Source organism: Streptomyces sp. ITFR-16 (genome assembly GCF_031844705.1).
Lineage (GTDB): Bacteria > Actinomycetota > Actinomycetes > Streptomycetales > Streptomycetaceae > Streptomyces.
On sequence record NZ_CP134609.1, the window covers coordinates 4,491,949 to 4,505,960 of the forward strand.

Consider the following 14,012-nt stretch of genomic DNA (forward strand, 5'->3'; position numbering starts at 1 on the left):
CCGGGAGGATTCGGCGGGCCCCGAATAGATGGCGGGCGGGGCCGGGCCGCGCCTAGCGTCCGCGCCATGCTTGCGATCGAGGCGAAGAACCTGCGCCGCACCTACACCAGCCGGACCGGCTTCCTGCGTCCGCGCCGCACCGAGACCGAGGCCGTGCGCGGGGTCACCTTCGAGGTGGCGCGCGGCGAGCTGTTCGGGCTCCTCGGACCCAACGGCGCGGGCAAGACCACCACCATCAAGATGCTCAACACCCTGCTGCTGCCCACGTCCGGCACCGCGCGGGTGCTGGGCCACGACGTGGCGTCCGACCCCGTCGCCGTACGCCGCAGGATCGGCTACGTCTTCGGCGGCGACCGGGGCCTGTACGACCGGCTCTCCGCCCTCGACAACCTGCGCTACTTCGCCGAACTGTACGCCGTCGAACCCCGCGACCAGAAGCGGCGGATCGCCGAACTGCTCGACCTGGTCGGCCTCGCCGGACGGGAGAAGGAGCGTGTGGAGGGGTACTCGCGCGGGATGCGGCAGCGGCTGCACATCGCGCGCGGCCTGCTGCACCGGCCCGACGTCCTGTTCCTCGACGAACCGTCCATCGGCGTGGACCCGGTGGCGGCGCGGGACCTGCGGCGCACGGTCGCCGATCTGCGGGCCGGCGGCACCACGGTGGTGCTGACCACGCACTACATGGCCGAGGCCGACGAGCTCTGCGACCGGATCGCGGTCATCGCGGGCGGCACGATCCGGGCCCTGGGCACCCCGGACCGCCTCAAGTCCCGGGTCCAGGAGCGGGGCATCCTGGAGATCGAGGCGTACGGGGCGGGCGAGGAGCACCTCGACCGCATCCGGGCCGTCCCGGGGGTGCGCGGGGTGGCCGCCGAGGACCGGGGGAGCCGACAGGCCGTCATCGTGCAGACCGAGCGCGGCGCCGATCTGCACGGCCAGGTGCTGGCGGCGCTCGACGGGGTCCGCGTCGGACGGGTCGTCACCCGCGAACCCACTCTGGAGGACGCCTACATCGCCATCGTCGAGGAGGCGGACCGGGACGGGGGCGCGGGCAGCGACAGGGACGTGCCCGGTCGGGCCGTCCCCGCCGCCGGGTCCACCGAGGGCGCCGCCGCGTGAACCTCGCCAGGGCCCTTCGCCTGACCGCCGTCGGAGTGCGTACCCATGTCTCGTACATGAGCCGTTCACCGCTCGAAATCACCTTCGCCGTCCTCGTGCCCCTGGTGTACGCGACCCTCTCCGTCTACCTCTTCCGCGCCGCCGGCGACCCCGACCGGCTGCTCACCGCCGCCGTCGGCGCCGGGCTCATGGGCATCTGGTCCTCGGTGCTCTTCGGGTCGGGGGGAGCCGTACAGAATCAGCGCTGGCTCGGCACGCTGGAGACGCTGGTCGCCTCGCCCACGCCGCTGTCCCTCGTGCTGCTGCCCATCACCCTGGCCACCGCCGTCATCGGTACGTACGCGATGGGGGCGACGGTGATCTGGGGCGCCGTGCTGTTCGACGTGCCCCTGGACTTCGCGCATCCGCTGCTCTTCCTGGTGGCCGTCCCGGTCTGTGTGCTCTCGCTCGGGCTGATGGGGCTGCTGCTCGCCGCCACGTTCGTGCTGCTGCGCAACGCCAACGCGCTGGCCAATCCGCTGGACGCGCCCGTGTGGCTGCTGTCCGGGATGCTCGTGCCCGTCACCGTGCTGCCGGACTGGACGCGTCCGTTCTCCTGGGCGCTTCCCACCACCTGGGGCTCGCGCGCCGTGCACGCGGCGACCTCGGGCGGCGCGGGGGCCGGTGCGGTGCTGGCGCCGATGGGCGTCGCCCTCGCGCTCGGGGCCCTGTACGCGCTGGCCGCCGTCCTGGTGCTCGGCCGCGTCGAGCAGCGCGCCCGGGCCGCCGCCACCCTCTCCCTGGCCTGAGGCCCGGCGCCCGCAGCACGCCCCGCCCGCACTCTTCCCGCCCCACCTCAGGAGTCGCCGCATGCCCTCCCGTACGCCACCCATGGAAGGCGGGCCCACGCCCGCCGAGCGCGCGAACGCCCGCCCCGGGTTCTGCCGCAGGACCGTTTCCGCGTCCCGGCTCGTCGTGATCGGGGGCGCCCTCTCCTACCGGGCGCTCTTCAACTGGACGACGCCGCCCATGTTCATCGGCACCCTGCTGGTCGGACCGCTGTTGCAACTGCTGTTCTTCGTCTTCCTGGGACGGCAGCTCCAGGTCGCCGACGACCACTTCTACCTGCTCGGCAACGCCGTCGTCTCCGCGTCGACCGCCTGTGTGTACGGCGGCACGATGGCCGTTGCCAACGAACGCCGGTACGGGACGCTCGGCGCGGTGCTGCTGAGTCCCCGGAAGCGGGCTCCGCTCTGGTTCGGCCGCGCTCTGCCGTATGTACTGAACGGCCTTGTCATCAGCGTCTTCACGCTCACTGCGGCCTGCCTGCTGCTCGGGCTCCGGATTCCGGTTGACGCGCTGCCCGGACTGGCGGCGGTGCTGCTCGCCGCCGCTGCCGGCTGTTCCGCGTTCGGCCTGGCGCTGGGGGCGCTGGGGCTGCGGTTCCGCGATGTCTTCCTCGTCTCGAACGTGGCCAGTTCCGTCCTTCTGCTGCTGACCGGCGCCAATGTGCCGAGGGAGAACCTGCCGCAGTGGATGCGGGCCGTCGGCGACGTCCTGCCGATGACCCACGCGGCCGACGCCGCACGTGAGTTGTCCGCCGGCGCCGGTCTCGACGGCCGGGGCATCGCCGCCGAACTCGCGACGGGGGCGGGGTACGTGCTGCTCGCCGTCGCGCTGCTCGCGGTGTTCGAACGGGGGAGCAGGCGGCGCGCGACGCTCGACGTGATGTGAATTCGGCCATGGCCGGAGCGGCCGAAGCCCTCGCCCCTGCCCAGGCCGCCGTGTCCGGCTGTTCACCCGGCGTTGGCGTCCGCGACGCTCCGCGGTGGGAGCCTCCCTGCGACATCAGGGCCCCTGCGACACCAGGGGAAGAGGAGGCGTACGGGTATGGAGAGCGGACCCGCGGTGTTCGCCGGAACGGCGTTCGCGCTGTTCGGCGCGGCCCTGCTGCTGTGGACGGGGGCGCGTGTGCTGCACCGTGCGCCGGTGGCGCACGGGGTGAGCCCCGTCGCCTCCACCGCACTCGCCACTGTGTTCGGCGTACTTTTCCTCGTCCTCGGGGTGTGGTTCTTCACCCGCATCTGACCCCGCTCCCGTCCCCGGCCCCCCCCCGCCGCCCGGAACACGCCCGGATCGCCCGCCCCTCGCCCCCGGCACCCGCAGGGCAGCCATGACGCCGCCGAAACCCGCAGGCGGCGGCCCCGCGGAACGCGGACCGAGCGGGCCGGGCGGCAGGAATGGCGGAAGTCGGGTTACCGTTCGAGTGGCCGTTGCGGGCTTTTGCCGTTTGACACGGGGGCGGGTTGTACCGTCACACTCCGCAGCGACAGCACTGTCGGCAGCGCCCATCACGCTGCCCGGATGCCCACCGAGCGTCGACCGGAGAGAAGAGCGAAGTTGTCCCCGACCAGCGAGACCGCACAGGGCGGCCGCCGACTCGTCATCGTCGAGTCGCCTGCCAAGGCGAAGACGATCAAGGGCTATCTCGGCCCCGGATACGTCGTCGAGGCGAGCGTCGGGCACATCCGCGACCTCCCGAACGGCGCCGCCGAGGTGCCGGACGAGTACACCGGCGAGGTACGCCGGCTCGGCGTGGACGTCGAGCACGACTTCCAGCCGATCTATGTCGTCAACGCCGACAAGAAGGCCCAGGTCAGGAAGCTCAAGCAGCTGCTGGCCGAGTCCGACGAACTCTTCCTCGCCACCGATGAGGACCGCGAGGGCGAAGCCATCGCGTGGCACCTCCAGGAAGTGCTCAAGCCCAAGGTCCCGGTCCACCGGATGGTCTTCCACGAGATCACCAAGGACGCGATCCGGGCCGCCGTCGCCAACCCGCGCGAGCTCAACCAGCGCATGGTCGACGCCCAGGAAACCCGCCGCATCCTCGACCGTCTCTACGGCTACGAGGTCTCGCCGGTCCTGTGGAAGAAGGTCATGCCGCGCCTCTCGGCCGGCCGTGTCCAGTCCGTCGCGACCCGTCTCGTCGTCGAGCGGGAGCGCGAGCGCATCGCCTTCCGTTCCGCCGAGTACTGGGACCTGACCGGCACCTTCGCCACCGGCCGGAGCGGTGACGCCTCCGATCCCTCGACGCTCACGGCCCGCCTCAGCGCGGTCGACGGGCGCCGCATCGCCCAGGGCCGCGACTTCGGTCCGGACGGCCGGCTCAAGGCCGCCTCCGGCCAGACGCTGCACCTGGACGAGACGAACGCCCGCGCCCTGGCCGCCGCGCTCGCCGACTCCGCGTTCGCCGTGCGGTCCGTCGAGTCGAAGCCGTACCGCCGCTCCCCGTACGCCCCCTTCCGTACGACGACCCTCCAGCAGGAGGCGAGCCGGAAGCTTGGCTTCGGGGCCAAGGCCACCATGCAGGTCGCGCAGAAGCTGTACGAGAACGGCTTCATCACCTATATGCGTACCGACTCCACGACCCTCTCGGACACCGCGATCTCTGCGGCCCGGGCCCAGGTCACGCAGTTGTACGGGGCGAACTACCTGCCCGAGAAGCCGCGCACGTACGCCGGCAAGGTCAAGAACGCGCAGGAGGCGCACGAGGCGATCCGCCCCTCCGGCGACCGCTTCCGCACCCCGGCCGAGACCGGCCTCACCGGCGACCAGTTCCGGCTCTACGAGCTGATCTGGAAGCGGACCGTCGCCTCCCAGATGAAGGACGCGGTCGGCAACTCCGTCACCGTCAAGATCGGCGGCCGGGCGAGCGACGGCCGGGACGCCGAGTTCTCCGCGTCCGGCAAGACGATCACCTTCCACGGGTTCATGAAGGCGTACGTCGAAGGCGCTGACGACCCGAACGCCGAGCTCGACGACCGTGAGCGCAGGCTGCCGCAGGTCGCCGAGGGCGACGCGCTGACCGCCGACGAGGTCACCGTGGACGGCCACGCGACCAAGCCGCCGGCCCGCTACACCGAGGCCTCGCTGGTCAAGGAGCTGGAAGAGCGCGAGATCGGCCGCCCGTCGACGTACGCGTCGATCATCGGCACGATCCTCGACCGCGGCTACGTGTTCAAGAAGGGCACGGCCCTGGTGCCGTCGTTCCTGTCGTTCGCCGTGGTCAACCTGCTGGAGAAGCACTTCGGCCGGCTCGTGGACTACGACTTCACGGCGCGCATGGAGGACGACCTCGACCGCATCGCGCGGGGCGAGGCCCAGTCCGTGCCGTGGCTGAAGCGGTTCTACTTCGGTGCCCAGGAGGGCGACGACGCGGCCGGTGCCGGCAAGGCCTCCGACGCGGGCAACGGCGACGGCGACCACCTCGGCGGGCTCAAGGAGCTCGTCACCGACCTCGGCGCGATCGACGCCCGGGAGATCTCCTCGTTCCCCGTCGGCAACGACATCAAGCTCCGCGTCGGCCGCTACGGCCCGTACATCGAGCGGGGCGAGAAGGACGCCGAGGGCCACCAGCGTGCGGACGTCCCCGAGGACCTGGCGCCCGACGAGCTGTCCGTCGAGTACGCGGAGGAGCTGCTGGCCAAGCCGAGCGGCGACTTCGAGCTCGGCGCGGACCCGGTGAGCGGGAACCAGATCATCGCCAAGGACGGCCGCTACGGTCCGTACGTCACCGAGGTGCTGCCCGAGGGCACCCCGAAGACCGGCAAGAACGCGGTGAAGCCGCGCACGGCCTCGCTCTTCAAGTCGATGTCGCTGGACACGGTGACGCTGGCCGATGCCCTGAAGCTGATGTCGCTGCCGCGCGTCGTCGGTGAGGACGCCGAGGGTGTCGAGATCACCGCGCAGAACGGCCGCTACGGCCCGTACCTGAAGAAGGGCACGGACTCGCGGTCGCTCACCTCCGAGGACCAGCTCTTCGACATCACGCTCGAAGAGGCGCTCGCCATCTACGCCCAGCCGAAGCAGCGCGGGCGCGCCGCCGCCAAGCCGCCGCTGAAGGAACTGGGCACCGACCCGGTGAGCGGTGCCCCGGTCGTCGTGAAGGACGGACGCTTCGGCGCGTACGTCACCGACGGCGAGACGAACGCGACGCTGCGCACCGACGACAGCGTCGAGGACATCACGCCGGAGCGCGGCTACGAGCTGCTCGCCGAGAAGCGGGCCAAGGGGCCTGCCAAGAAGAAGACGGCGAAGAAGGCACCGGCGAAGAAGGCACCCGCCAAGAAGACGGCGGCCAAGAAGACCGCCGCGAAGAAGACGGCCACGGCGGCCAAGAAGACGACCGCCAAGAAGACGACGGCCGCCGCGGCCAAGAAGACCGCTTCTGCGGCGGGCTCCGAGGACTGAGCCGCCGGGGCCGTGAGCGGCCCTTGAACGCCGGACCGGCTGGACGACTGTCCAGCCGGTCCGGCGTTTCCGGTCCGTCCCCGTCTCCGGGGGCCCGGGCGCCGTCCCGGAGCCCGCTCCTCACACCCCGGAGGGGCTGGAAAAAGGTCCGATGGTCGTATGTTCGGACGCGGCCCCCGGGCACCGGTCCGCTCCCGATAGGCTGGGCGGATGACGCGAGCCGAGCAGCCAACGGTCGTGAGCCCCACCTCCGACACACTTGCCGCAGACTCACGCGAGCGCGCCGTACGAGCCCTGTTGCGTGTTCCCCCGCTGAAGCGGTTGTGGAGCGCCCAGCTCGTCGGGAGCATCGGCGATGCACTCGCCCTTCTCGTGCTGGTGTTGCTGTCGCTGCAAGCGGCGGTCCTTGAGGGCTCATTCGGAGCCGGATACCGCGGGGCGGCCTTCGCCGTCGCCGCTGTGTTCGGCGCCCGGATTATTTCCACCCTGCTCTTCGGAGCCGTACTCCTGGGGCCGCTGACGGCCCTGACGGCGCCCGGAGGGCCGCTCGACCGGCGGTGGCTGATGATCGGCGCCGACGGGCTGCGGCTCGCGCTGCTGGTCGTCGCGCCTCTGTGGATCGACTGGACGCCCGACAAGGCGCTCATGATGATCCTGATCACCGTCTTCGTCACCGGTGTCGGCGAGCGCCTGTGGACGATCGCGAAGGACGGCGCCGCGCCCGCGCTGCTGCCCGCCCCGCCGATCGAGGGCGCCGCGGTGCGCCCGCTGCCGGACCACCTCGACGCGCTGCGCCGGCTCTCGCTGCGCACGGACTTCGCGGCCGTGCCCGCCGCAGCCGCCGTTCTGCTGGTCGCCACGGTCGTCGGCAATCTGCTGGGCTCCGGCCTGGACTGGTTCTCCTTCCATCAGGCGGCCCTCGGCTCGTACGTCGCGGCCGGGCTGTTCTCCGCCTCCATCTCCACCCTGTACTTCCTGGAACTCCCCGGTTCGCAGACGCCCCGCCCGCGCTCGCCCCTGGAGGGGCTGCGCCGGCCGTCCACCGGCCACGGCCCGGACAAGGGCCGCACCGGTGCCGTCCCGCTGATCGTCGCCACCTGCGCGGCGGTGGCCGGGGCCATCGCGGCTGCAGCCGCCGTCGCCGTGCTCCACGCGACCGACCTGGGCGGCGGTCCCGCCACCCTCGCCCTGCTGATCCTCGCCCTGACCGGCGGCACCGGCGTCGGCATCCGTACCGCCCAGAAGGTGCTGCCCGCCCTGTCGCGGCGGCGGCTGCTCTCCCTGGCCACCGCCGTCACCGGCGTCGCGCTCCTGGCCATGGGCCTGGTGCCGGACACCGCGACCGTCGTCCTGATCGCCGTGCTCGCCGGATACGCGGCGGGTGTCGCCGCCGGCACCGGACATGTCCTCGTCGACCAGGAGACCGAGGAATTCCGCCGGGCCAGGACCACCGAACACCTCCAGGCCGTCGTCCGGGTGCTCATCGCGCTCGGCGCGGTCGGCGGCCCGCTGGTGGCCGCGGCCATCGGCACCCACCGTCTGACCGCGGGCGACTTCGTGTTCGCCCACGGCGGCGCCGCGTTCACACTGATGCTGGCCGGCGCCCTGCTGCTGCCGGTGGCCGTGATCGTCCTGTCGAAGACGGACGACCGCTCCGGGGTGCCGCTCCGCCGCGACCTGCGCGAGGCGCTGCGCGGCGGCGACCCGGCGGTCGCGCCTGCCGGGACCGGCTTCTTCCTCGCCCTCGAAGGCGGCGACGGAGCGGGCAAGTCCACCCAGGTCGAGGCACTGGCCGAGTGGATCCGGGCCAAGGGCCACGAGGTCGCCGTCACCCGCGAACCGGGCGCGACCCCGGTCGGCAAGCGGCTGCGCTCCATCCTGCTCGACGTGTCGTCGGCCGGGCTCTCCAACCGGGCCGAGGCCCTGCTGTACGCCGCCGACCGCGCCGAGCACGTCGACTCGGTCGTGCGCCCGGCGCTGGAGCGGGGCGCGATCGTCATCTCCGACCGCTACATCGACTCGTCCGTCGCCTACCAGGGCGCGGGCCGCGATCTGGCACCGACCGAGATCGCACGGATCTCGCGCTGGGCGACGAGCGGTCTCGTACCGCATCTGACGGTGCTGCTGGACGTCGACCCGGAGACCGCGCGGGAACGGTTCACCGAGGCGCCCGACCGGCTGGAGTCCGAGCCGCCCGAGTTCCACGCCCGCGTGCGCTCCGGCTTCCTGACGCTGGCCGCGGCCGACCCGACGCGCTACCTGGTGGTGGACGCCGGGCAGGACCCGGAGTCGATCACCACGGTGGTACGTCACCGCCTCGACCGGGTACTGCCGCTCTCCGAGGCCGAGATCAAGGCCCGCGAAGAGGCGCGCAAGGCCGCCGAGGAAGAGGCCAGGCGCCTCGCCGAGGAGGAGGCCGCGCGCAAGGCGGAGGAGGAGCGCCTGGAGCGCGAGCGCCAGGAGCAGCTCGCCAAGCTCCGCGCGGAGGAAGAGGAGCGCAAGCGCCGCGAGGAGGAGGAAGCGCGTCGTCGCGAGGCCGAGCGCCAGGCCGAGGAGGCCCGGCAGCGTGCGGAGGAGGCCCGGCAGCGCGCGGAGGAGGAGCGCGTCCGGCTCGAAGCGGAGGAGGCCGCCCGCGAGGCGGAGCAGGCGCGGCTGCGCCGCCAGGCCGAGGAGGAGGCCCGGCTCCGGCAGGAGGCCGAGGCCAAGCGGCTGGAGAAGCAGCGCAAGGCGGAGGAGGCCCTGCTGAGGGCCGAGGCCGCCCGTCGGCAGGCCGAGGCCGATGCGGCGGCCGCTGCGGAGGCGGCGCGTGCGGAGGCCGAGGCGGAAGAGGCGCGGGCGCGGCGGGCTGCGGAGGAGGCCGAGGCCGCGGCGCGGGCGTCCCGGGCTACGTCGTCGCCCTCGTCCTCGCCGTCTTCGTCCTCGTCGTCCGCTCCGGACAATGAGCTGACGGTGCCGACTCCGGTCGTCAACCCGAACGAGATCACTCAGCCGGTGCCGTCCCCGGTGGACCGGCCTTCCGATTCCGGTCGGCGGTCCGGGGGCTCGTCGTCCTCGTCCTCGTCGTCTGCGTCGTCCGCGCCGTGGCCTTCGGACGAGGACGAGACGACGATGATCCCGAAGGTCTCGGACGCGTCCGGGTACCCCGGTTCGGCGGACGAGACGACGGTGCTGCCGGCGGTCGGGGACACGGGGAGGGGTTCCGTACGGGATGCCGATCCCGCCGACCGGGTGCCGCGCGGCATCTTCCGGGACGAGCGGCAGGCCGGCTCAGCGGCGGAGGGTGAGAACGAGCGCACCCGTGAGCTGCCGCAGATCACCGACCCGCACGCGGATCCGCGCCAGGTGCAGGACCAGCAGGTGCGTGCGGGCCGGGCCCGGCGCCCCCGCCCGGACTGGGCGGAGGAGACCCCGCTGGACGATCTGCCGTCCCTGGCGGACGAGCTGCTCGGCGACCACGACGACGAGGGCCCAGGGCCCGAGTCCTCCGGCCGGGGCCGCAGGCCGAGGCGCTGATCGGGTCCGTGCGGGCCGGCTGTCGCGGGCGGCCCGCCCGGAACCTGCCGTCCGCCGGTGCGGCCGGTCCGCTTGGACCCTGCCGTCCGCCGGTGCGGCCGGCCTGCTCGGGGCCTGGCGGCCACTGGACTCCTGCCGTCCGGTTGTCCGGGTGCCGGGATTGTCAGACCCGTCCTCCACAATGGGAAGCCGGATCGACGAACGCCACGGCGGACGCACGTCACGGCAGCCGTGGCGGCCGCGGCGGGAGCCACACATCACGGGAAGGGCGGTGACCGATGTCCGTATGGGACGACCTGGTCGGTCAGGAGCGCGTGCAGGAGCAGCTCGGCGCCGCTGCCCGTGACGCGGACGCGCTGGTCACCGCCAACTCCACGGGGGAGCCGGTGCCGCCCGGCTCGAAGATGACCCATGCCTGGCTGTTCACCGGGCCCCCCGGCTCCGGACGGTCCACCGCCGCCCGGGCCTTCGCCGCCGCCCTGCAGTGCACGAGCCCGGACCGCGCGCTGGGCGGGGCGCCGGGCTGCGGTTTCTGCGACGGGTGCCATACGAGCCTGATCGGTACGCACGCCGATGTCGACGTGATCCGCACCGACCTGCTCTCCATCGGTGTGAAGGAGACCCGTGAGCTGGTCCGCCGCGCCCAGCTCTCGCCGGCGGTCGGCCGGTGGCAGGTCATCGTCATGGAGGACGCCGACCGTCTGACCGAGGGCGCGGGCAACGTGCTCCTGAAGGCGGTCGAGGAGCCCGCGCCGCGCACGGTGTGGCTGCTCTGCGCGCCCTCGCTGGAGGACGTGCTGCCCACGATCCGTTCCCGCTGCCGCCACCTCACGCTGCGCACCCCGCCGGTGGACGCCGTCGCGGACGTCCTGATCCGGCGCGACGGCATCGATCCGGAGCGGGCAGCGGCTGCCGCCCGCGCGACCCAGGGGCACATCGGCAGGGCGCGCCGCCTCGCGACCGACGAGCGGGCGCGGGCCCGGCGGGCGGCGGTCCTGAAGCTGCCGTTGCGCGTCGAGGACATCGGGGGCTGCCTCAAGGCGGCGCAGGAGCTGATCGACACCGCCACCGACGACGCGAAGCAGGCCTCCGAGGATGTCGACGTCAAGGAGACGGAGGACATGAGGGCCGCGCTCGGCGCCTCCGCCGGGGGCCGGATGCCGAGGGGGACGGCGGGGGCGATGAAAGAGCTGGAGGACAAGCAGAAGCGCCGCAAGACGCGTACCCAGCGCGACAGTCTGGACCTGGCGCTCACCGAACTGACCGGCTTCTACCGCGATGTGCTGGCCCTGCAGTTCGGCTCGCGGATCGCCATCGCCAACGCGGACGCGGAGGACTCCCTCGACCGTGTCGCCCGCTCGTCGACACCCGAGCGCACCCTGCGCCGGATCGAGGCGGTGACCGCGTGCCGCCGGGCGCTGGACCGCAATGTGGCCCCGCTGCTCGCGGTGGAGGCGATGACGATGGCGCTGCGCGCGGGCTGAGGCCACCAGTCGCGAGGTGCTCCGGCCGTTCGCGCGCCGAATCACCCGAAAGAGCAGAGAATCGGGCGAGTCGTCGCCCGGCGGATACGCTCCGGGGATGGACATCAGGCGGCCGTACCGCATCCTCGCCACCGCGCTTGCCGCTGCCGGCCTGCTCATCTCCGGTTGCAGCGGCGGGGGTTCGACGAAGGACACCTCGTCGAGCGCGGAGTCGGGGACGGCGTCTCCCGCCGCCGTGCCGAAGGCACTGAAGCCGTTCTACGGGCAGCAGCTGAAGTGGCGGGACTGCGGTGTGTCCGGATTCCAGTGCACCACGATGAAGGCGCCGCTGGATTACGCGAAGCCGGACGGCGAGGAGATCAAGCTCGCGGTCTCCCGCAAGAAGGCCACCGGCCCCGGAAAGCGGATCGGCTCGCTCCTGGTGAACCCGGGCGGCCCCGGCGGATCGGCCATCGGCTACCTCCAGGGGTATGCGGCGATCGGCTACCCCGCCCCGGTGCGGGCCCGCTACGACATGGTGGCCATCGATCCCCGGGGGGTGGCGCGCAGCGAGCCGGTCGAATGTTTCACCGGTCCGCAGATGGACGCCTACACCCAGGTCGACCAGACCCCCGACGACGCCGGCGAGGTCGCGGAGCTGAGCAGCGCCTTCAAGAAGTTCGCCACGGGCTGCGAGAAGCGCTCCGGCAAGATCCTTCCGCATGTCTCCACGGTGGAGACCGCCCGCGACATGGACATCCTGCGCGCCCTGCTCGGCGACGAGCACCTGAACTACGTCGGGGCGTCGTACGGCACGTTCCTGGGGGCGACGTACGCCGGGCTGTTCCCGGGCCGGTCCGGCCGGCTGGTTCTGGACGGGGCGATCGACCCGTCGCTGTCGTCGGTCGAGATGAACCGCGGCCAGACCGCGGGGTTCGAGACCGCGTTCCAGTCCTTCGCGGCGGACTGCGTGAAGAAGGCGGACTGCCCGCTCGGCACGACCTCGGCCGAGGACGCGGCGACTGCCCTGAAGCAGTTGTTCACGGACCTGGACGCCAAGCCGATCGACACCGGCGAGACCCGCAAGCTCACCGAGTCCCTCGCCACCACGGGGGTCATCGCCGCGATGTACGACGAGTCGGCCTGGCCCCAGCTCCGCGAGGCGCTCACCGCCGCGCAGAAGGGCGACGGCTCCGGCCTGCTCGCCCTGGCCGACAGCTACTACGAGCGCGAGCCGAACGGCACGTACACGAACCTGATGTACGCCAACGCCGCGGTGAACTGCCTCGACCTCCCGCCCGCCTTCGCCTCCTCCCAGGCGGTCACCGAGGCCCTCCCGTCCTTCGAGAAGGCGTCCCCGGTCTTCGGCAAGGGCTTCGCCTGGGCGGCCCTGAACTGCGCCTACTGGCCGGTCCGTGCCACGGGCACGGCCCGCCCCGTCAAGGCGGAGGGCGCCGCCCCGATCGTGGTGGTCGGCACCACCCGCGACCCGGCGACCCCGTACGCCTGGGCCCGAGCCCTGGCCGACCAGCTGGCCTCGGGCACCCTCCTCACGTACGAGGGCGACGGCCACACGGCGTACGGCCGAGGCAGTGACTGCATCGACACGGCGATCAACACGTACCTCCTGGAGGGCACCCCGCCACCGGCCGGCAAGAAGTGCTCCTGACCCCTCCTGACCCCTCCTGACCTCAACCGATCCACCCACTGACCTGCACCGACGCCCTCCCGGTGGGCTGGTGCGGAGCACCCCCGGAAACTGTGTAGACTTGGCGTCGCTGCTGATCGCATCATGGTGCGACAGGGCGTGCCGCCTTAGCTCAGTTGGCCAGAGCAACGCACTCGTAATGCGTAGGTCTCGGGTTCGAATCCCGAAGGCGGCTCTGTAGAAGCCTCAGGACTCACTCGCCGTGACCTGGGGCTTTTGCTTTGCCCCAGGTCCGGGGTCCTGCGGTGAGCGGGTGTCAGGTCCGCTTGAAGAATTCCACCTCGGCCACCGCGATGGGGCCTCCGGTGGTGTGGCCCGCTGCTGCGCGGACGGTGAGGCGGACCGAGGTGACGTTGCTGATGCCGGTGCGGATCGTTTGTTCGCCCGGTTTGTCGTTCAGGGTCATCTTCTTCTCGTGCTTCTTGCCGTCCGACGTGGTCACCAGCAGGTCGGCCCGGGTGAGGCGGGCGTGGCGGTGGAATTCCTCCGCCGAGGTGGAGGTGCCTGTGTACACCACCACGCCGACCAGGCGGAACGGGGTGTCGAACGTGGACGTCAGTGAGTCGCCCAGGCGGGGGGCCGCCCAGTACTTGTTGGTGATGCCGTCGGTCGCGTTCGTCGCCGGGTGGCCGGGGGCCGATGCGCTCGCGGTCACGTGCTGCGGGGTGATCTCCGCCGTGCCGCCCAGCTTGTCGCGCACGTCCTGGTAGACGTACTGGCCCGCCGGGAGCAGGAGGAAGCCCGTGAGCACCAGTCCGAGCACCACGAACAGGGTCAGGAGCCGGCGCAGCAGGCGGCCTGAGCCGATGCGTACCTTGCGGCGCAGCGGCCAGACCCTGCGCCACCAGGGGAGGCGTACCGCCGTTGCGCTGGGCGTGAGCGGGGTCGCGCAGCGCCGGCAGAACTTGCGCTCCGGGCGGTTCGGCGTGCCGCAGGACGGGCAGGGCGGGCCCTCCGGGGCGGGCTCCTGAGCCACCGGG

Annotated in this window: 9 protein-coding genes and 1 tRNA gene; 9 read left to right on the top strand and 1 reads right to left on the bottom strand. The window is 72.4% G+C overall.

Annotation, left to right across the window (positions count from 1 at the left end):
• Window positions 1-66 precede the first annotated feature (66 nt).
• The 9 genes from RLT58_RS19890 (at window position 67) to RLT58_RS19930 (ending at window position 13,207) form a co-directional block, all read left to right on the top strand.
• Complete coding sequence (locus tag RLT58_RS19890; RefSeq protein WP_311311722.1) at window positions 67-1,119, top strand: ABC transporter ATP-binding protein; 1,053 nt, start codon at window positions 67-69, stop codon at window positions 1,117-1,119.
• Window positions 1,116-1,907, top strand: a complete 792-nt coding sequence (locus tag RLT58_RS19895) for an ABC transporter permease (protein ID WP_311311723.1) — start codon at window positions 1,116-1,118, stop codon at window positions 1,905-1,907. Before RLT58_RS19890 ends, RLT58_RS19895 begins: the two co-directional genes overlap by 4 nt.
• A 61-nt stretch (window positions 1,908-1,968) precedes the next feature.
• A complete protein-coding gene (locus RLT58_RS19900; RefSeq protein ID WP_311311724.1) occupies window positions 1,969-2,832 on the top strand; it encodes an ABC transporter permease in 864 nt (287 codons plus the stop codon).
• 156 nt (window positions 2,833-2,988) lie between these two features.
• Complete coding sequence (locus tag RLT58_RS19905) at window positions 2,989-3,186, top strand: hypothetical protein (RefSeq protein ID WP_311311725.1); 198 nt, start codon at window positions 2,989-2,991, stop codon at window positions 3,184-3,186.
• Between the two features lie 312 nt (window positions 3,187-3,498).
• Window positions 3,499-6,348: a type I DNA topoisomerase gene (topA, locus tag RLT58_RS19910; RefSeq protein ID WP_311311726.1), complete on the top strand. Its 2,850-nt coding sequence runs from the start codon at window positions 3,499-3,501 to the stop codon at window positions 6,346-6,348.
• Window positions 6,349-6,558: 210 nt separating this feature from the next.
• On the top strand, window positions 6,559-9,861 hold the full coding sequence (tmk, locus tag RLT58_RS19915; RefSeq protein WP_311311727.1) for a dTMP kinase: 3,303 nt from the start codon (window positions 6,559-6,561) through the stop codon (window positions 9,859-9,861).
• A 278-nt stretch (window positions 9,862-10,139) separates the two neighbouring features.
• A complete protein-coding gene (locus RLT58_RS19920; protein ID WP_311311728.1) occupies window positions 10,140-11,345 on the top strand; it encodes a DNA polymerase III subunit delta' in 1,206 nt (401 codons plus the stop codon).
• A 97-nt stretch (window positions 11,346-11,442) separates the two neighbouring features.
• Window positions 11,443-12,993, top strand: coding sequence for an alpha/beta hydrolase (locus RLT58_RS19925; protein WP_311311729.1), 1,551 nt, complete (start codon window positions 11,443-11,445; stop codon window positions 12,991-12,993).
• Window positions 12,994-13,133: 140 nt separating this feature from the next.
• Window positions 13,134-13,207 (top strand) — tRNA-Thr (locus tag RLT58_RS19930).
• A gap of 81 nt (window positions 13,208-13,288) precedes the next feature.
• Here the strand turns inward: RLT58_RS19930 and RLT58_RS19935 are convergent.
• Window positions 13,289-14,008 (bottom strand): zinc ribbon domain-containing protein, encoded by a 720-nt coding sequence (locus RLT58_RS19935; protein WP_311311730.1) that lies wholly within the window; start codon window positions 14,006-14,008, stop codon window positions 13,289-13,291.
• Window positions 14,009-14,012 lie beyond the last annotated feature (4 nt).